Annotated in this window: 15 protein-coding genes and 1 tRNA gene; 13 read left to right on the top strand and 3 right to left on the bottom strand. The window is 48.5% G+C overall.

Annotated elements, in window-relative coordinates:
• Positions 1 to 49 precede the first annotated feature (49 nt).
• Positions 50 to 352 (bottom strand): DUF167 domain-containing protein, encoded by a 303-nt coding sequence (locus tag H5985_RS00215; RefSeq protein ID WP_205049304.1) that lies wholly within the window; start codon positions 350 to 352, stop codon positions 50 to 52.
• An 18-nt stretch (positions 353 to 370) separates the two neighbouring features.
• Between H5985_RS00215 and hemE the strand changes: the two genes are divergently transcribed.
• The 9 genes from hemE to glmS all read left to right on the top strand — a co-directional run bounded on the left by hemE (position 371) and on the right by glmS (position 10,491).
• The gene (hemE, locus tag H5985_RS00210) at positions 371 to 1,441 is read left to right on the top strand and encodes a uroporphyrinogen decarboxylase (RefSeq protein WP_205049514.1); all 1,071 of its coding nucleotides are present in this window, start codon (positions 371 to 373) and stop codon (positions 1,439 to 1,441) included.
• A gap of 356 nt (positions 1,442 to 1,797) precedes the next feature.
• Entirely contained in the window at positions 1,798 to 3,825 is a 2,028-nt protein-coding gene (priA, locus tag H5985_RS00205) for a replication restart helicase PriA (RefSeq protein ID WP_205049303.1), read from the top strand.
• 2 nt (positions 3,826 to 3,827) lie between these two features.
• Positions 3,828 to 4,781, top strand: a complete 954-nt coding sequence (locus H5985_RS00200; RefSeq protein ID WP_205049302.1) for an autotransporter outer membrane beta-barrel domain-containing protein — start codon at positions 3,828 to 3,830, stop codon at positions 4,779 to 4,781.
• Positions 4,782 to 4,843: 62 nt separating this feature from the next.
• Positions 4,844 to 4,918 (top strand) — tRNA-Arg (locus H5985_RS00195).
• A gap of 24 nt (positions 4,919 to 4,942) precedes the next feature.
• Entirely contained in the window at positions 4,943 to 5,350 is a 408-nt protein-coding gene (locus H5985_RS00190; protein WP_205049301.1) for a gamma-butyrobetaine hydroxylase family protein, read from the top strand.
• A 1-nt stretch (position 5,351) separates the two neighbouring features.
• The gene (gene ubiE, locus H5985_RS00185; RefSeq protein WP_205049300.1) at positions 5,352 to 6,107 is read left to right on the top strand and encodes a bifunctional demethylmenaquinone methyltransferase/2-methoxy-6-polyprenyl-1,4-benzoquinol methylase UbiE; all 756 of its coding nucleotides are present in this window, start codon (positions 5,352 to 5,354) and stop codon (positions 6,105 to 6,107) included.
• A gap of 68 nt (positions 6,108 to 6,175) precedes the next feature.
• Positions 6,176 to 7,150 carry a Tim44 domain-containing protein gene (locus H5985_RS00180; protein ID WP_239481476.1) on the top strand — a complete coding sequence of 325 codons (975 nt, stop codon included), beginning with the start codon at positions 6,176 to 6,178 and terminating at the stop codon, positions 7,148 to 7,150.
• Positions 7,151 to 7,287: 137 nt separating this feature from the next.
• Positions 7,288 to 8,646 (top strand): bifunctional UDP-N-acetylglucosamine diphosphorylase/glucosamine-1-phosphate N-acetyltransferase GlmU, encoded by a 1,359-nt coding sequence (gene glmU / locus H5985_RS00175; protein ID WP_205049299.1) that lies wholly within the window; start codon positions 7,288 to 7,290, stop codon positions 8,644 to 8,646.
• 18 nt (positions 8,647 to 8,664) lie between these two features.
• Positions 8,665 to 10,491 (top strand): glutamine--fructose-6-phosphate transaminase (isomerizing), encoded by a 1,827-nt coding sequence (gene glmS, locus H5985_RS00170; protein WP_205049298.1) that lies wholly within the window; start codon positions 8,665 to 8,667, stop codon positions 10,489 to 10,491.
• Positions 10,492 to 10,566: 75 nt separating this feature from the next.
• Here glmS and H5985_RS00165 read toward each other — a convergent pair whose 3' ends face one another.
• A complete protein-coding gene (locus H5985_RS00165; RefSeq protein WP_205049297.1) occupies positions 10,567 to 11,223 on the bottom strand; it encodes a MarC family NAAT transporter in 657 nt (218 codons plus the stop codon).
• Between the two features lie 249 nt (positions 11,224 to 11,472).
• Between H5985_RS00165 and H5985_RS00160 the strand changes: the two genes are divergently transcribed.
• From H5985_RS00160 to H5985_RS00145, 4 genes are read left to right on the top strand one after another with little or no spacing between them, the layout of a single operon-like run.
• Positions 11,473 to 12,588 (top strand): efflux RND transporter periplasmic adaptor subunit, encoded by a 1,116-nt coding sequence (locus H5985_RS00160; protein ID WP_205049296.1) that lies wholly within the window; start codon positions 11,473 to 11,475, stop codon positions 12,586 to 12,588.
• Between the two features lie 25 nt (positions 12,589 to 12,613).
• Positions 12,614 to 15,898, top strand: a complete 3,285-nt coding sequence (locus H5985_RS00155; RefSeq protein WP_205049295.1) for an efflux RND transporter permease subunit — start codon at positions 12,614 to 12,616, stop codon at positions 15,896 to 15,898.
• A 2-nt stretch (positions 15,899 to 15,900) separates the two neighbouring features.
• Complete coding sequence (locus H5985_RS00150; protein ID WP_205049294.1) at positions 15,901 to 17,361, top strand: efflux transporter outer membrane subunit; 1,461 nt, start codon at positions 15,901 to 15,903, stop codon at positions 17,359 to 17,361.
• A gap of 3 nt (positions 17,362 to 17,364) precedes the next feature.
• Entirely contained in the window at positions 17,365 to 17,970 is a 606-nt protein-coding gene (locus tag H5985_RS00145; protein ID WP_205049293.1) for a TetR/AcrR family transcriptional regulator, read from the top strand.
• A gap of 46 nt (positions 17,971 to 18,016) precedes the next feature.
• Here H5985_RS00145 and H5985_RS00140 read toward each other — a convergent pair whose 3' ends face one another.
• Positions 18,017 to 19,450, bottom strand: coding sequence for a DegQ family serine endoprotease (locus H5985_RS00140; RefSeq protein WP_205049292.1), 1,434 nt, complete (start codon positions 19,448 to 19,450; stop codon positions 18,017 to 18,019).
• Positions 19,451 to 19,498: the final 48 nt, after the last annotated feature.

Below are 19,498 nucleotides of genomic sequence, written 5' to 3'. Positions count from 1 at the left end.
CGCCACGGGGCGTTCGTGGAGACTCGGCCTCTCGTTGTAAAACGAAAACCTAAGGGGCTTTCTGAAGTTTCTCCAGACAAAGTTCCGGATCTACTCCATGAATAAGAAAGCGTTTTAATCTGTTGCTTTCTCCGTTTATTAATGAGACGGAAGACTTTGAAACGGACAACGTTTTTGCCAGAAATGCAATCAATGCTTGATTGGCTTTTCCGTCAACTGGGGGAGAAGCAACAGCTATTTTTAAACGACCACCGTGTTCGCCGACGATTGCTGATCGTTTTGCTCCGGGTTGAGCATGAACCTCAACGATAACATCTTGATTTTTGACAATTAACCAAGAGGGTGGGGCCATTTTCGGTTCCTGTAGATGATGAGACCAGATAATGATACGTTTTTGAAAGCGCTTTTGCGCCAGAAGTGTGAATACACGCCAGTTTGGTTGATGAGACAAGCCGGACGTTATCTGGCTGAATATAACGCAACAAGATCCAAAGCGGGCAGTTTTATGAAGCTCGCCCAATCACCGGCATTGGCCTGTGAAGTCACCTTGCAGCCGGTGGAACGTTTCGGATTGGACGCGGCCATTTTGTTTTCGGATATATTGACGGTGCCTGATGCGATGGGTCTAGAATTATCTTTTGTTGCAGGCGAAGGCCCCAAATTTGCCCGACCTGTTAAAAATGAAGATGATGTGAATGCTCTGAAAGTACCGAATATTGAAACGAGTCTGCGTTATGTGACCGATGCAGTTTGCTGTATTCGACAGGCGCTACATAATAAAGTCCCCTTAATTGGATTTTCCGGCAGCCCTTTTACTCTTGCCTGCTATATGGTCGAAGGGGGATCCAGTAAAGATTATCGTACGATTAAGACGATGATGTACACACGGCCTGACTTGTTGCACAGGATTTTGGATGTGAATGCAAAAAGTGTCACAGCCTATCTTAACGCACAAATTGAAGCCGGAGCCCAAGCAGTACAGATTTTTGATACTTGGGGAGGAACTTTATCCGAATCGTCTTTTAAGGAGTTCTCTCTGGCTTATATGCAAAAGATCATTGATGGTTTGCATAAAACGTATGATGGTGAGCGCATTCCGGTGATCGTTTTCACGAAAGGCGGTGGTCAGTGGCTGGAGTCCATCGCAACATGCGGAACCGATGCTGTAGGGCTTGATTGGACTAGCAATTTGTCGCAAGCCCGACGTCGCGTCAAGGACAGTGTGGCATTACAGGGGAACCTGGATCCCATGGTTCTTTTCGGAAGTGAAGACAGGATCCGCCAAGAGGTACGACGTGTCATTGAGGATTTTGGAGTTGTGCACGGTGGAGGTCATGTGTTTAACCTCGGACATGGAATTAACCAATTTACTCCGCCTGAAGCGGTTGAAATATTGGTCGATGAGGTTCACCGATACAGCCCGGCCTTCCATAAGGCCTAACGTTATCCCCAAAGTTATCCACATAAATGGTGAACAACTAAAAATCGTTGAAAATTAAAAGGTTACATGAATGTGAACTTTGTAACCTATTGATTTATAAAGAAAAGCTTAAAAACCCTCTGATTTCAGCAAGTTATTTATGAATCAGAGGGTTTTGCTTAAAAAGTAGACAGAACGAGGATTATCCACAAAGTTATCCACAATGATTCACATTTTTAGGCTAATCGTTTGAAAATAATGGAGTTTCAAACCCAATCACTTATCCACTCGATCCGAAGAGGATATTTGCGTTTGAAATACAATGCAGACGTGTTTGATCAGATACAATGAGACGCGTACTTTTTTAGGATTTTTTAATGGCAACCTCACGTTTTGCAACTGTGGCATTAAATGTACCTTTATTGCCGCCATTAACTTACCGAATTGCCGAGACGATGAGTCCTTGTGTGGGGGATCGTTGTGTCGTACCGTTAGGGCGCAGACAGGAGGTAGGGTTAATTGTTGCGTTATCGGATCAGACGACCATTGACCCGAAAAAACAGAAAACCATCATACGATTACTCAATGAGACGGAACCGGTCTCTGAAATATGGCTTAAACTGACCCGTTTTGCTGCCGATTATTATCAACACTCATGGGGCGAAGTGAGTATTGCGGCACTGCCGACCTTTTTTAAAACAAAACCCGGTCCTAAGTATGAACAGTCTTTGGAAAGGCTGCGTAAACCGTATAAAGAAAAAAAAATTGATAAACCCTCTGGTGTTCTTACACTCAATGATGAACAACAGTTGGCTGTAGAGGCTGTTGACCACGCTAAAGGTTTCGCACCCTATGTTTTGCATGGGGTAACCGGAAGCGGTAAGACAGAAGTGTATCTCCGAATGATGGAGAGCCTGTTTATTAAAAAGCCTGACGCGCAAGTTCTTTTTTTAGTGCCCGAAATCAATTTAACGCCCCAGTTGGAAGCTCGTATCAGAAATCACTTTCCGGATAAGCCGATGGCCTCTTTACATTCCGGTTTAGCCAATGGGGAGCGAGCCAAGGCTTGGCTAGCGGCCAAGGAAAAGAGAATTCAAATTTTGGTCGGAACCCGGATGGCTATTTTCTCCGATATGCCGAATCTTGGACTCATCGTGGTAGACGAAGAGCATGATTTGTCATACAAGGCCGGAGACGGGATTCGCTACTCGGCTAGGGATCTTGCAATCAAACTTGCTCAATTGAGGCAGATTCCGGTGATTTTAGGTTCGGCTACACCGTCACTTGAGACATGGAGTCGAGTTAAAAACGGACATTACAACTTACTGAGTTTAACGAAACGGGCAGTACCCGGAGCGTCGTTACCGACGTTATCGGTGGTTAATCCTAAAAATAAAAAATTGATAAAAGGATTAACTCCTGAGGTGATTGATGCCATTAGTGAAACGCTTCAAAAAAAAGAGCAAGTCATTATTTTCTTAAACCGTCGTGGTTATGCACCGGTTTTGACTTGCCCGAGTTGCGGTTGGTTATCCAAATGCCCGCATTGTTCTACTTATGCGGTTTACCATAAGTTTCACGGGAAACTTGTTTGTCATCATTGCGGGTGGTCCATTCCGGTGTACAGTCGTTGCCCCGATTGCGGCAATGTAGATTTATTGCCGATGGGAGCGGGGACTCAACGTATTGAAGAAACATTGGAGCAACTTTGGCCTCAGGCCAGAATTTTACGAATTGATCGAGACACAACCCAAAGAAAAAATGCAGCCAAAGAAGCTTTTGATGCCGTGCATGCAGGGGAAGTGGATATCCTTGTCGGAACCCAGATGGTTGCCAAAGGGCACGATTTTCAAAAAGTCTCCCTTGTTGTTGTCCTCAATATTGATGCTCAATTAGTCAGCAGTAACCCCAGGAGTGAGGAGCGGGCTTTTGCCAATTTAATGCAAGTCGCCGGACGCGCCGGGCGATTCGGTCTGCCGGCTAAAATGGTTGTGCAAAGTCGTTTTGGTGACAGAGAAATTTTTGCGGCGCTTGCCCAACAAGATTACAACCGTTACGCAGACCACTTACTGAAGGTAAGAAAAGAAGAAAACAGCGTACCTTTTGTGTGTCAGGCATTGTTAATGGCAGATGATGCCAATATCGGAAAGGCTCTCGAATTCTTAAAGCAGGCATTAAAAGTCGGTACAGATCTTTTAGAGCAACAGCAAAATGAATCGGTTGTAATCTACGATCCGATTCCGATGGCACTAATGAAGTTGGCAGACAAAGAACGGGCCCAACTCTTGGTTGAGGCTTCATCGAGAGTCGCTATGGGACGATTTTTGCGCCATTGGTACCGGCAGCTTTGTGAGATTGGCACGTCTGTTCACTGGACAATGGACGTTGATCCGATGGATGTGTAACGATGAGAAATGTGGTGCGGGCGCTTTTTTCTGTGGTTTTGTCGTTGCTGTGCACTCAAGCTTTATCGAGTACGTCAGTGACGGAAAATGCCAATGATCTGACAAGCGCCAAACAACTTGCTCTTTCCAATTCGGTGACATGGCGCAGAAGCGGCATGCGCCATTTGTATGAGCGAATGGACAACGTTCGGGAAGGAAAGCAAACAACCGGCCGATGGTCTGTCGGTCAGTATCAGAGTTGGAATATTGGACAAGCCAGTTGTGATCATCAGTTCATTTTGTTGGGATCTGATTTGGCGCTAAATAGTCAGTTGACCGTCGGCTCAACAATAGACTTCGGAAAAGGCTCGTCCTACTACAGTCAAGGATCCTCAGAGAGCGAAACAATGGGAGCAAGCGTATACGGAACATACGGTTACTCTGATGGTTCGTATTTCGGTGCACTGATTAAAGTGGGAATGATGCGACTTAGGGCCTTGCTTGAAGGTCAAAAAGAAAATGAAAATCTATCCGGTATCTACCTCGGTGCTGAATATGGACATCGATGGAAACCCAGCCAGTCCACTATTGTTGATCCCCAAATTCGGTTGACATACAGCCGATTGAGTTCAGAGACTTTGCGGGCAGATCGAAGCGATATTCGTTACCAACCAATAGAAAATTTAGTTTTGGCTCTTAAATTGAGAGGAGAAAAGAGTTTTAACCGAGACACTCAAGCCTATTTTGTCTTGGGTTATTATCGGGATTTTTCCGGGCAAGTGTCCGGAAAGTATCGCACATTGGGTAAGCAGCAACGTTTTTCCGATACGCTTTTTGATACATGGGGGCGAGCAAAGTTAGGGGCCGATTATCAACTCGATGAACGTGTCAGTGCTTCCTTGCAAGCGGAAAAAAACTTCGGTCAGGAGTACCGGAGCAGTACCAACATTTCCTGCTCGGCTAACTATCGGTTTTGAAACACTTCTTAACCCATAGGGTCTATAGTTTTCAGAAAACTTCTTTATAATCATGAATCCTTGCCTCCGTGGTGAAGTGGATATCATGCGACCCTCCGAAGGTCGCGTCACAGGTTCGATTCCTGTCGGAGGTACCATCTAACGTATTTGGCGCAAAGACCATGTTGGTCCCAGTAGATATCGCTTATCACCGTCAGTCCAGGCAGTTGGAACTTACTTATGAAAATGAAGAAAGGTTTTTACTGCCCGCAGAATTGTTGCGTGTGTTGAGCCCCTCTGCAGAGGTGCAAGGGCACAGCCCCGATCAAGCTCAACTGCCCGTCGGAAAGCGCGATGTCAGTATTGTCGGAATTGAACCGGTGGGACTTTATGCGCTGAAGATAGTTTTTTCTGACGGCCACGATTCCGGCTATTACGATTGGGACTATTTATATAAGTTAGCCATTGAAAAAGAAAAGTTATGGCAACAGTACTTGGATAAGTTAACCCAATTGGGAGCCAGTCGCGATCCGGATGATCCGAAAAACGAGCCGTTTAAACCTCAGTTAAAAAAATCTTGTCATCATTGATATGTCGCAGGATAGCAACAAACACGAAACAGATTTCGGTTTTAAGCGCGTAGCCGAAGACGATAAAGCTAGGCAAGTTCGTGAAGTTTTTGATTCCGTCGCCCCTAAATACGATTTGATGAATGATGTTTTGTCCTTTGGAATGCATCGTTTATGGAAACGCTACGCCATCTACAAAGCTGATGTTGCCAGAGGAATGAAAGTTTTGGATTTGGCGGCAGGTACGGCGGATTTGTCTTTGCAATTTGCCAAGAAGGTCGGTCGGGACGGAGAAGTTTGGCCAACCGATATCAATCGGTCAATGTTGTCTATCGGTGCAAGGCGCATGCGTGAAGCCGGCTTTGATATGCCTGTCGTGCAGTGCGACTGCGAAAAGTTACCTTTCCCGGATGATACATTTCACGTGGTGATGGTCAGTTTCGGATTGCGCAATATGACGCACAAGGACCGGGCCTTAAGTGAGATGCAGCGGGTTTGTAAACCCGGCGGAAAGGTCATGGTTTTGGAGTTTTCAAAAATTACTCCCTTGCTTGCACCTTTTTATGATTTTTATTCTTTCCGTTTGATGCCCTGGTTGGGAGGAAAGATTTCAGGCGATAGCGACAGTTACCGTTACCTGCCTGAGTCTATTCGCATGCATCCGAGTCAGCCGGTGCTGGCAGAAATGATGCGAACGGCAGGACTCGAAGATGTTCATTGGCATAATTTAACTTTCGGGGTGTGCGCTTTGCATATTGGGCGCAAGCCGCTTAAATAATTTTCTGCAACACCGTTGCCCTCATAACCTGAAGAGGCTGTTTGATCAGGTAATTTGGAGTTTTTTCAATGAAAAAATGGATTGCAATTTTAGCAATTGCCCTCAGTATGGTGTCTATGTCTGCGGCTTACGCCGATGATGCCAGACGTTTTGGCGGCGGAATGAGCTTCGGCCGTTCAGCTCCCACACTGCAAAAATCTACACCTGCCCCTGCGGCCGGAGTAAATCAGCAGCAACGTGTCAATCCTGCTCAGCAGCAACGCCAACAACAGGCTGCTCCCAATCAAGCTCGTCCTCAACAGGCAGCTCCCAGCCCGATGCGCGGTATGCTCATGGGGTTGGCCGCTGCTTTAGGTATTACGGCTTTGGCTCATGCCTTGGGATTTGGCGAAGGGTTTGCTCAGTTCTTAATGATTGCCTTGATGGCTTTGGCAGCCTTCTACATTATTCGTTTAGTTTTGGGATTGTTCCTCGTGAAACGTAGACCGGCAGGCATGCCCGGAGGAGCTCAATCGTCGGCTAGTCAAGAAAATAACATGCGCAGCAGTTATGACTACTCGATGCCTCAACAATCTCAACCTTCACAGACTGCATTTGGCGCCGCCTCTCCGATGGCCGGTAGTGTTCTTGATGAACTCAATAACCCGAATTCAGCTCAGAAAGTGGAGTTGCCGGCCGATTTTGATGTCGACACTTTCTTGAAAGTGGCAGAGGCTAATTTCGTCAAGATGCAAAAAGCTTGGGATACCGGTAATGTCACCTCCATTTCGGACTTTACAACCGATGAAGTGTTCCGTACGGTTACTCATCAGTTAAGAGAGCGTGGTTCTCAAGACTACGAAACTGAAATTGTGACTTTGAAGTCTGACTTCAGAGGAATTGTTCGCGATGGTGACGAGTACTTGGCGGGCGTTCATTTTGACGGAACGATTAATGTGAGCGGAGAAGCCGAACGGGTGGACGAAACCTGGATTTTGTCTAAACCTGTTGAAGGCAATTCCGGTTGGTTATTGGCCGGTATTCACCAAGAATCGGCTCAATAAATTAGGTTGCCTGCAGCCAAATGGGTCATGCTTTACCGGGCGTGGCCCTTTTTTGTTTTCTTCCTTTTTCCTGCAAAGACTGTCAAGCGAATCGAGTACAATACGGATAGTTGTTTGTACTTAAAGACATTTCAGTTATGAATATCGTCATTCTTGCTGCCGGTATGGGCAAGCGGATGCGTTCGCGTCTGCCGAAAGTTCTGCAGCCTCTTGCCGACAAACCCATGCTTGAGCATGTCATTGAAAAAGCCCGTCTTTTAGGATCTGATAATCGTTTAATTGTGGTTGTTGGTCATGGTGCTGAGGCGGTGAAGTCGTATTTTGCGCAGGCTAGCGATCTGATTTTTGCTCTGCAGGCCGAACAGTTGGGAACTGGTCATGCCCTTTTGCAGGCTCTGCCGTATTGCGACCCTGAAAAACCGACTCTTGTTCTCTTGGGCGATGTGCCGTTGATCAGGCCTCAGACATTACAGGATCTGGTGAATGCCGCCGGTGATCATGTCGGCCTGTTAACAGTTTGTCTGGACAATCCGAAGGGCTATGGTCGTATCGTTCGCCGTGACGGTGAGGTATGCGCCATTGTCGAGGAAAAGGATGCGACCCCGCAAGAGCGATTGATCAGTGAAGTCAATACCGGCATTATGGTTTTGCCTACCCGGCACCTCGAACGTTGGCTCAATGAGTTGGGTAACCAAAATGCTCAGGGCGAGTATTACCTCACGGATGTGATTGCTCGCGCCGTCAGTGAAGGTGTGCCCGTGAAAACAGCCAGATCAACCAGTGCCACCGAAGTGGAAGGCGTTAACAACAAAGTTCAGTTAGCAGCGCTGGAAAGAGCTTTTCAAAAAGAAAATGCGCTCAGACTGATGAATGATGGAGTGACCGTGATTGACCCGGCCAGAATTGATATTCGCGGGGAATTGGTTTGCGGCAAAGATGTCACTATTGATGTCGGATGTGTTTTTAGCGGCCGAGTTGTTTTGGGCGATGGCGTCAAAATCGGTGCCTATTGTGTGCTCAAAGATGTTGAGATCGGAGCGGGAACGCAAGTGTTGCCGTTTTGTCATTTCGACGGTGCACAAGTCGGTCAAGATGCCCGATTGGGACCTTACAGTCGTTTGCGCCCGGGAACGTCATTGGCCGATCAGACACACATCGGAAACTTTGTGGAGATCAAAAAGTCAGTTGTCGGCTTAGGCAGTAAAGTCAATCACCTGTCCTATATCGGTGATACGGATATGGGGGCTCGGGTGAATATCGGAGCGGGAACTATTACCTGTAACTACGATGGAGTCAATAAGTTCCGTACAACGATTATGGATGATGCCTTTATCGGTTCCGATACACAACTGGTTGCTCCGGTGACGGTCGGTAAAGGGGCTACGCTTGGCGCCGGAACCACGTTAACAAAGGATGCACCGGACGGAGAGCTGACTTTGGCCAGAGCTCGTCAAACGACTATCAAAGGTTGGAAGCGTCCGACTAAGAAACAATAATTCAATAAGGATGAGATTATGTGCGGAATTGTAGCAGCCACGTCTACCCGTAGAAATGTTGTGCCGCTTTTGGTGCAGGGCCTCAAGCGTTTGGAATATCGCGGCTATGACAGTTGCGGTGTGGCGGTTTGGAATGAGGGCTTAAAGCGTGTCAGAAGCGTTTCGCGTGTCTCTGAACTGTCCGAGCAAATTGAAAAAGACCATATCGAGGGTTATTTAGGGATTGCCCACACCCGTTGGGCCACGCACGGTGCTCCCTTGGTTTGTAATGCCCACCCGCACTTTGCCGGTGATCAAATTGCCTTGATTCACAACGGCATTATCGAAAACTACGAAGAAATTCGAGAAGAGCTCAGGGCCAAAGGTGTGCAGTTTGCCAGTCAGACCGACTCCGAAGTGTTGGCCCATTTGGTCAGAGATTACTACGAAGGTGATTTGCTCAAGGCTGTTGAGGCGGCGCTCAATCGTGTGAGAGGCGCCTACGCCATTGCGGTTTTCTGCAAAGAAGATCCGCACCGCGTGATTGTGGCGCGCCAAGGCTCCCCCTTGGTCTTGGGGTTGGGCGACGGAGAAATGTTCGCAGCGTCCGACACCATGGCGTTAGCCGGTGAAACCGATCGTTTCATCTACATGGAAGATGGTGATGTGGCTGATCTGACAACAGACTCTTATCAAGTGTATTCCCATCAGGGGCGTGAGTTTGTGCCGGTTACGCGTGAAGTTTGCAAGGTTGAGGCCTTCAGTAACGCCGTGGAGCTTGGACCGTACCGCCATTACATGCAAAAGGAAATTTTCGAGCAACCGCGTGCTATTGCCGATACGCTCGAAGCCGTGGGCGACGTGACACCGGGTCTTTTCGGTGAAAAGGCCGCCGAAGTCTTCAATGATGTGGATCGTATTCTCATGATTGCGTGCGGTACGAGTTACTACGCAGCTCTCACTTCCAAGTATTGGTTGGAAGGGATTGCCGGTATTCCGTGTGATGTGGAAATCGCCAGCGAATACCGCTATCGCAAGAGCGTGCCGAATCCCAAAACGTTGGTGGTGACCATTTCACAGTCCGGTGAAACGGCCGATACGTTGGCAGCATTAAAGCATGCCAGAGATTTAGGGATGACAAAGACTCTTACGATCTGCAATGTGGCCACAAGTGCCATGGTGCGCGAAAGTCTGTTGCGCTACATCACGCGTGCAGGGGTTGAAATCGGTGTGGCTTCGACCAAAGCCTTTACGACGCAGTTGACGGCGCTCTTTTTGCTGACGCTTTGTCTGGCAAAGGTGAAGGGTCGTTTGGATCCCAAGGATGAGGCCGAGTATATGCGACTGCTGCGCCATGTTCCGAAGGCGGTGAGTGCCGTCTTGGCGCTGGAACCTCAGGTGATGGCATGGGCCGAACGCTTTGCCAGCAAAGAGGATGCACTTTTCTTAGGTCGCGGCATTCACTATCCGATTGCCTTGGAAGGGGCACTGAAATTAAAGGAAATTTCCTATATACACGCAGAAGCCTATCCGGCCGGCGAACTCAAGCACGGACCGTTAGCCTTGGTGGATGAATCCATTCCGGTGGTGACGGTGGCGCCTAATGATGAATTGCTCGAAAAACTCAAGAGCAATATGAAAGAAGTGGAAGCCCGAAAGGGAGAGCTCTATGTATTTGCGGATGCGGATACGGGGCTGGAGTCCACGGAACATATCCATGTGATCCGTATGCCGGAAAACTACGGACCGCTGTCGCCGATTCTTCACGTGGTGCCCTTGCAGCTATTGGCTTATCACACGGCCTTTATTCGTGGCAATGATGTGGATAAACCGAGAAACTTAGCGAAGAGCGTGACGACAGAATAAGTTGGCACCGATCGGTTCATGAAAAAGCCCCCGTAGAGACAATCTTTCGGGGGCTTACTTTAGAAAGCGTTGTGATTAACCGCCGATTGCAAAGGCGCGAATACCCGAACCAATGAACTGAACACCGATACATACCAGCAAAAAGCCCATTAACTTACTGATGATAATGGTGCCGGAGGGGCCGAGTTTTCGACCGCAGAAGTCAGCAGAACGCATAACAGCCCAACAAACCACAGAGCAAAAAACAATGGCCAAAGTCATCATAAAAAAGGTGGCTACCTGATCCTGCCAGTGCGGGTATTCGGCAATTTCGGTTGAAAAACCGATAATGACAGCCATCGTGCCGGGGCCGGCAATCATCGGCATAGCGATGGGAAAGAAGGCGTAATCTTCACGATCTCGTCTGACTAACGGCGCCTTGTTGGGAGAGGGAGTTTGTTGACCAAAGAGCATTTGATAGCCGATCACTGCGACCATGAAACCGCCCGCAATACGAAGTGCTCCATAAGAAATCCCGAAAAAAGCTAAAAGAAGATTACCTGCCAATAAGCTGATAAACATAATAATGGCAGCATAGATAGCAGCCCATTTTGCTTGTGACTTTCGAGCGTGCTCATCCATTCCCTGAGTCAGACTGATGAAAAGGGGAATTTTGGAAGGCGGATTGGTAATAACCAACAGACTGACCAGCCCGGCCAGAAAGTATTGGAAGTGGAAAATCTCAAAAGACATGATCGTTGCTTATTGAAAAAATTTCAGCAATTTTTCCTCAATGTTTAAAAAACGTCATTAGGTGTAAACCCTAAGAACAGTTACATTTTGAAATAAAATTTACCAGAAAGTTTTTGTAAATAAATGCACTTATTTATGAATTTTTGAGACAATGAACGAGCTTTCAGTTTTTGACTGAATGAACGTTCAGTCACTATGGTTTCTATTAGTCGGCTAGAACCGGCAACGATGTTTGGAGAAAGGTAAAACATGTTTTCAAAGTTTGCCCCTAAGTATGCAGCGGTGGCTTTGTCAGTGATTGCGGCTATGTCTATGGTCGGCTGCAAGCAGCAGAGTGCCCCTGCTCAAAGAGGTCCGCAAGAGGTAACCGTGGTAACGGTGACAGAATCTTCGCCGGTGATGACTACAGAATTGTCCGGTCGAACCAGTGCTTACCAAGTCGCTGAAGTTCGCCCGCAAATTAACGGCATCATCCAAAAGCGCACCTTTGTTGAAGGCCAAATGGTTAAAGAGGGTGACCAACTCTATCAAATCGATCCTGCTTTATATGAAGCCGCTTATGAAGAGGCGGTAGCCAATTACGAATTGGCTCGAGCTAATGCTCGCCGTTCGGCTCAATTGGTTAAAGTCAATGCCGTCAGTAAACAAGATAACGATGCGGCTCAGGCTCAGATGAAAACGGCTCGAGCAGCTATGAAAACAGCTAAAACGAACTTGGATTACACCAAGGTGCAAAGCCCGATTTCAGGGCGCGTCGGTCGTTCTGAAGTGACCCCCGGTGCGTTAGCTACTGCATATCAAACGTTTATGACAACCGTGCAGCAGCTCGATCCCATTTATGTGGACGTTCGCCAGACAAGTTCGGATATGTTGCGTCTTAAGCACGAAATTGCCTCGGGCAAAATCAAGGCTAAAGACGGTGCTGTCGAAGTGACGGTGCTGATGGAAGACGGCTCGGTTTATCCCCTCAAAGGGACGTTGACCTTTACGGGGGAAGAGGTTGATGAAGGAACCGGCATGGTGAATCTGCGTGCCGTAGTCCCCAATCCTAACGGTGATTTATTGCCCGGTATGTTTGTTCGTACTCGCCTTGAAGAAGGTGCCCGACCGAATTCCATTGTGCTTTCTCAACGTTGTGTGATGCGTGATCCGAAGGGACAAGCTTATGTTTGGGTTGTCACTCCGGAAAATACCATTGAGCAACGTAACGTCGTAGCCGATCGTGTCGTGGGTACAAATTGGTTGATTGAATCAGGCTTAAAAGCCGGTGAACGGGTCGTGCTTGACGGTATCGGTAAGGTTCGTGCCGGTGCGGCCGTAAAGATTGCTCAACCCGATGCTGCCGAACAGGCTTCTGCGAAGTAATTAGACTAGGCAAAGGAAATAATTTATGTCTCGATTTTTTCTAGGACGGCCGATTTTCGCATGGGTGATCGCTATCGTGATCATGCTCGCCGGCATCCTGTCTATTACTAGGTTGCCGGTGTCTCAGTATCCGCAAATTGCGCCCCCACAGGTAACGATTACAGCAACGTATCCGGGTGCTTCGGCTGAAACTATTGAAAACACGATTACTCAACAGATTGAACAGGCAATGACCGGTTTGGACGGCTATCTGTATATGGCTTCCAACTCCGATTCGTCCGGTCGTGTTTCGATTGATATTACATTTGAAGCGGGAACCGATCCGGATATCGCTCAGGTGCAGGTTCAAAACCGTTTGAAGACGGTGGAAAACAGTTTGCCGCAGGTTGTTCAGCAGCTCGGTGTGAACGTAGATAAATCGGCCGCCAACTTCTTGATGGTGGTGGGTTTTGTGGACAAGTACGGCAAGATGACCAGTGCAGACTTGTCTGACTACCTTGTCAACAACGTTCAGGAACCGCTCTCTCGTATTACGGGTGTGGGTGAAGTCGAAGTGTTCGGTAGCTCCTACTCGATGCGTATTTGGCTCGATCCTGAAAAACTTCACAAGTACTCACTCTCGACCGATGAAATTGTCGCTGCTATTGAAGAGCAAAACGTGCAGGTTTCTTCCGGTGCAATCGGTAACTTACCCTCCAAGACTCGCTATGAGTTGAATGCGACGATCAATTCCATGTCGTTGCTGGAAACCGTGGCGGACTTCGAAAATATCATGGTGAAGACTTCCATGGATGGTTCCCGCGTGCTGATGAAAGACGTGGCACGAGTGGAAATGGGTGAAGAAAGCTACAACGTGATTGCTCTTTACAATGGCAGACAGTCAACCGGTATGGCTATCAGCTTGGCTTCCGGTGCCAACGCCATGGCCACCAGTGACCGCGTTAAGGCACGTTTAAACGAAATGCAGGTGAACTTCCCTGACGGTATGGAATGGGTGGTGCCGTTTGATACGACGCCGTTTGTCCGTATCTCTATTCAGGAAGTGGTCCGTACATTGTTTGAAGCCATTGTGCTCGTGGTCTGCGTGATGTTCCTCTTCCTGCAGAACTGGCGTGCCACGTTGATTCCGACGATTGCCGTGCCGGTGGTGCTGTTGGGTACTTTCGGCGTGTTGCAGGCAATGGGATACTCCATAAACGTGTTGACCATGTTTGCCATGGTGCTCGCCATCGGTCTGTTGGTTGACGACGCTATTGTGGTAGTGGAAAACGTTGAACGTGTGATGAGAACCGAAGGTCTGTCACCTCGAGAGGCTACAGAAAAATCCATGGGACAAATCCAAGGTGCCTTGGTCGGTATTGCAATGGTGTTGGCCGCAGTGTTCGTTCCGATGGCTTTCTTCGGAGGTTCGACCGGTATTATTTACCGTCAATTCTCCGTGACGATTGTTTCGGCCATGATCTTGTCTGTTTTGGTGGCATTGATTTTAACGCCGGTGCTTTGTGCATCACTGCTCAAGCCCATCGATAAAGATCATCACGAAAGCAAACAGGGCTTTTTCGGTCGTTTTAACCGCGGATTCGAAAAGTTTTCACTTTGGATCCGAACCGTGGTGGGACAAGCGATTCCTCATACCCTTCGTACTTTGTTGGTTTATGCCATCATCTTGGGTGGTGTGGTTTTCGGCTTTATGAAACTGCCGTCAAGCTTTATGCCCGGTGAAGACCAAGGTGTTATTTTGGCTCAGGTCATTACGCCTGCGGGAACGTCTCAACAGAGAACCGAAGAAGTGCTCGCTCGTATGAGCAAGTACTTCCAGGAAAAAGAAACAGAAAACGTTGAGTCGGTCTTCTCTGTCTCCGGCTTCTCTTTTGGTGGTACGGGACAAAATACCGGCTTGATGTTCGTTCGTTTGAAAGATTGGGGCGAACGTGAAGGCGACGGTCAGGATGTCAACTCCATCGTGGGTCGCGCTATGGTTGAGTTTTCTCAATATAAAGACGCCAACGCGTACGCTTTCCCGCCGCCTGCCGTGCCTGAATTGGGTATTGCTGACGGTTTCGATGTGTACTTACAGGCGAGCGCCGGACAAACTCATGACGAATTGATGGCTGTTCGTAATCAATTCCTCGGCTTGGGTAATGCCCATCCTCATTTGACGGCTGTGCGTCCGAACGGTATGGAAGATACGCCTCAGTTGCACTTGGATATTGATGTGGAAAAGGCTCGCGCATTGGGTGTGTCCATCAATTCCATCAATTCCACCTTGGCGACGGCTTGGGGTAGTACTTATGTCAATGACTTCCTGGATCGCGGTCGTGTCAAGAAGGTCTATGTTCAAGGCGACAGCCAATTCAGACAAGAGCCGGAAGATCTCGGTAAGTGGTACGTGAAAAACAGTGCCGGTGAGATGGTGCCGTTTTCTGCCTTCTCCACCACTTCTTGGAAGTACGGTTCGCCTCGTCTGGAACGATTCAACGGCTTGTCAGCTGTGAACATTCAGGGTAATCCTCGTACGGGCTTCAGCTCCGGTGATGCTTTGGCCGCTGTCGAAGAAATTGCTCAAAAGCTTCCGGTGGGCTACAGCGTGGCTTACACGGGTGTGTCCTATCAGGAACGTGAAGCCGGTGGTCAGGCTGCTCCGCTGTACGCTTTATCAATTTTGGTGGTGTTCCTGTGCTTGGCAGCTTTGTATGAAAGTTGGTCGATTCCTATTGCCGTGATCCTTGTGATTCCGATGGGGGTGATCGGTGCTTTAGGTTTGACCGGTTTGCGCGGTCTCAATAACGATATTTACTTCCAGGTCGGTTTGATTACGACGATTGGTTTGGTCAGTAAGAACGCTATTTTGATTGTGGAATTTGCAAAAGATTTGCACGATAGCGGCGAGGATATTGTGCACGCGGCTATTGATGCGGTTCGTTTGCGCTTGCGCCCGATTGTGATGACGTCTTTGGCTTTCGGTCTGGGTGTTTTGCCTTTGGCCTTAGCCAACGGTGCCGGCTCTGGTGCTCAGAACGCTATTGGATGGGGCGTGTTGGGCGGTATGATTACCGGTACGCTGTTGTGTGTGCTCTTTGTGCCGCTTTTCTACGTCATGATTATGCGTATTTCCGGCAGTGCCAATGAACGTCACGTTGATTTGCAAGCTGTAGCTCGAGAAACCGCTTTTGAAGCCAAGGCTCTCAAAGAAGGTGAACTGACCTTCTACGATGATGAGAACAAGCAAAAGACGGATGCATCGATATCTGCACAAAATGAGACACAAGATCAACAAGAGTCTGGTGCCAGTACAAAGAAGGGAGAATAAACATGCGTAAGACTTTTAAATTCATGCCGCTGGTGGCCGCTTTGGCCTTGACAGGTTGCATGTCTATGGCTCCCAGCTATGAGCGTCCTCAAGCTCCGATTCTGACGGCTTGGCCGTCGGGGGAAGCCTATGCGGACGCCAAACTTAACCAACAGGCGCTTCCTGACTGGCGGGAATTCTTTACCGATGAGCGTTTACGCAAAGTCATCCAAATGACACTGGATAACAATCGTGACTATCGAGTGGCGATGTTAAATGTTCAAAGGATGCGTTACGCTTATAACATTCAGCGTTCAGAATTTTTACCTAGCATTTCAGCAACCGGTTCCGGTGATCACACCGGAACCCCCAGAACGTTGAGTGCAACAGGGCAGGATACGGTCAATCATGTCTATTCGGCCAATCTTGCCATGGCTTCTTACGAGCTTGATCTCTTCGGACGTATTCGCAGTTTGAGTGATGAGGCTCTTAACCAATATTTTGCTACTGAAGAGGCCAGAAAGAGCTCTCGAGTAACGTTGATTGCTGAAACAGCGAACCTGTGGCTGCAATTGGGCGCTGATCGCTCGCTGTTGGCTTTTGCCAAGGAAACACTCGACAGTCAGGAACAGTCCTATAAGCTCTCTGAGGCAAGCTACAAGGCGGGCGCCATTAATTTGCTCGAACTCAATCAGGCCAAGCAAATGTACGCAAGTGCACAAGCCTCTTATGCCTCCTCTCAACGCGCGGTGGCTCAAGACTTAAATGCTTTGGCGCTGTTGGTGGGAACGGATGTTCCTGAGGAATTACTGCCCACTAAGGTTGAGGTGGTGACGCTCGCCGGTATGCTTCCGAAGGGTGTTCCTTCTGAGGTGCTCTTAAATCGTCCGGATATTGCTCAGGCCGAGTACACGTTGATGGCAGCCAATGCTGACATCGGTGCGGCACGGGCCAATTTCTTCCCGAGAATTACCTTAGTGGCCTCAGGTGGTACAGGGGCTACGGAACTCAACGATCTTTTCTCGGGCGGTACGCGTATATGGAGTTTTACTCCCTCCATTTCGTTACCGATTTTCACGGGCGGAGCCAACTGGGCAACGTTGCGTGTGTCTGAAACCGAGCGCGATATCGCTGTGGCCGATTATGAAAAGGCCATTCAAACAGCCTTCCGTGAGGTAGCGGATGCTTTAGCCACCGAAGGTACGATTGAGCGCGAACTTAAGGCTACGCAAGAGTATGCCGATGCGACCAAACAGGCTTACGAATTAGCTCAGGCTCGTTATCGTCACGGATCGGAAAGCTTCCTCACCGTTTTGGATTCTCAACGTCAATATGTCAGTGCTCAAACGCAATTGGCAGTGGCCCAACAGGCCCGAGCCATGAGTTTGGTGACGCTCTACAAGACCTTGGGTGGCGGAGCCGTGGATATCGAACAAAAGACCGAACAAGCCCCCGCCACAGTTGAGACGAAAAGCGAGGCTTAACGTATGGCAAAAAATCTGGCACAACAGCGCCGCGAGGAAATTATCAACGCGGCGCACAAGTGTTTTGTGACGAAGGGCTTTCATGCTACGGGTATGGCCGACATCGCTCGGGAATTCGGGATGAGTGCGGGGCATATTTATAACTATTTCCCGAGTAAGACAGCCATCATTGAGGAAGTTATTTCCAGAGGCATGGAGGATTTTTATAAAAATTCCTGTGCGCTTCAGGAAAGTCAGGGCAGTTATCAGGAAACGTTAGACCAAGTGAAGCGAATCTTGGGACAAGCGCTCAAAAAAGAAAGAATCATTTTATCTCTTGAATTGCTGGCCGAAGCCAGTCACGATCCCGAGCTTGAGAAAGTTTTGCAAGTGGCTGACGTCAAGGCCCGTACCCACCTAAAGGATATTTGCTACCCCGATAGCGAAGATCCGATGGATTGGATAAGGGTCGAGTTGGGAATGGCTACGATTGAAGGATTAGGACTGAGATTCCTGCGTAACCCCAGTCTTGATTTTGATGCGGTGTGTGAGCAAGTGGCGGATCGAATTTACACGCCCAGAGAAAAGCTCAAGCAACAAATCAGAGAACTGCAATCGCTTAAGGGTTAAAGATAAAGCCGGAATCCGTAAAAAGACTCCGGCTTTTTTCTCTACGTTACTTCAGATCAACCGCAATGAAAATGCGGGAATTTTGACGTTGCACCAAAAGGGCCACTTTCTCAGCGCCCGATACGGCACGGCGTAAATCACCGACAGTTTTCACGCTCTTACCATTGGCACTTAAGATAATATCCCGAGGCATCAGGCCGGCCCGTGCGGCAGCAGCCCGAACTTCAGTCACCAACAGTCCGTTAGTCAGATCCAGGTCTTTCAATTCCTGCTCACTTAAGGCACGAACGGAAACACCAAGCTTGCCTTGAGTTTGCTTGGATTCGTTCGGACTGACACTGTCTTCGGGGTTCTCTGCTACGGTTACTGTAATGTCTTGTTCTTTGCCATTGCGTAAAACGGTGAGCTTAGCCTTGGTTCCCGGTTTCATCGCAGAGATCTTCACCGGAAGGTCATTGGCACTGTTGATTGCCTGTCCGTTCAAAGCCACAACAATATCACCGACTTTTAAGCCAGCCTTTTCACCGGGCTGATCTTTTTCAAGTTGGGTAATCACAGCTCCGCGTGGTGTCTTCATACCGAACGCTTCAGCCAAATCCTGCGTGACCGCTTGGATACCGACGCCGATTCGTCCCCGAATGACCCGACCGTTTTCAATGAGTTGATCCTTAATCTGAATGGCTAGATCAATCGGGATGGAGAAAGACAGTCCCATGAAGCCGCCGGAAGTAGAGAAAATTTGAGAGTTAATCCCAACGACTTCTCCCTTCATATTAAAGAGCGGACCGCCGGAGTTCCCGGGGTTAACGGCTACGTCGGTTTGGATAAACGGGACGTATTCTTCGGAAGGAAGGGCACGACTTTTAGCCGAGACAATGCCTGCCGTAACCGTATTATCTAAGCCGAACGGAGAGCCGATAGCGGCAACCCATTCGCCGACCTTAAGTTGCTCTGAAGAGCCGATCTTAAGAACGGGCAGATTTTTGGCGTCAATCTTAATGACAGCAATATCGGTCTTTTTGTCCAGTCCTAAAACTTTACCTGAGAATTCACGGTTATCCGTCAGACGGACACGAATTTCATCGGCTCCTTCAACCACGTGAGCATTGGTAAGAATGACGCCGTCAGAGGAGATGATGAAACCGGAACCTGTGCCGCGTTGCTCCGGTACCCGTTGCTCTTGCGGTCCGAAGGGCACAATCGGAAAACCAAAACGGCGGAAAAGTTCAGCAGTGCGGTCGTCAAGCCCGGGGAACGGAGATTGAACGGTTTGCGTGCGGGCATTGCGAATGGTTGAGATATTGACAACACCTTTACCATTTTCTTCCACTAATTTCGTAAAGTCCGGCAAAGCCGCTTGAGTGGCACTACTGTCCGAAGAGAAAAACGAACCTTCCGCTTGGGCTGCGGGCATAAAGGAAAATGCAGCCGCTAACGCAACCGTCAGCGCGGCCACTTTTAATGTATTACGTTGAATCATGAATTTTTCTCCCAATAAATTCTTTAGGCAACAGACGATCTCATACTT

The organism is Parasutterella secunda, assembly GCF_016901835.1.
GTDB classification, from domain to species: domain Bacteria; phylum Pseudomonadota; class Gammaproteobacteria; order Burkholderiales; family Burkholderiaceae_F; genus Aphodousia; species Aphodousia faecavium.
This window is presented reverse-complemented; position numbering and strand designations above follow the sequence as displayed.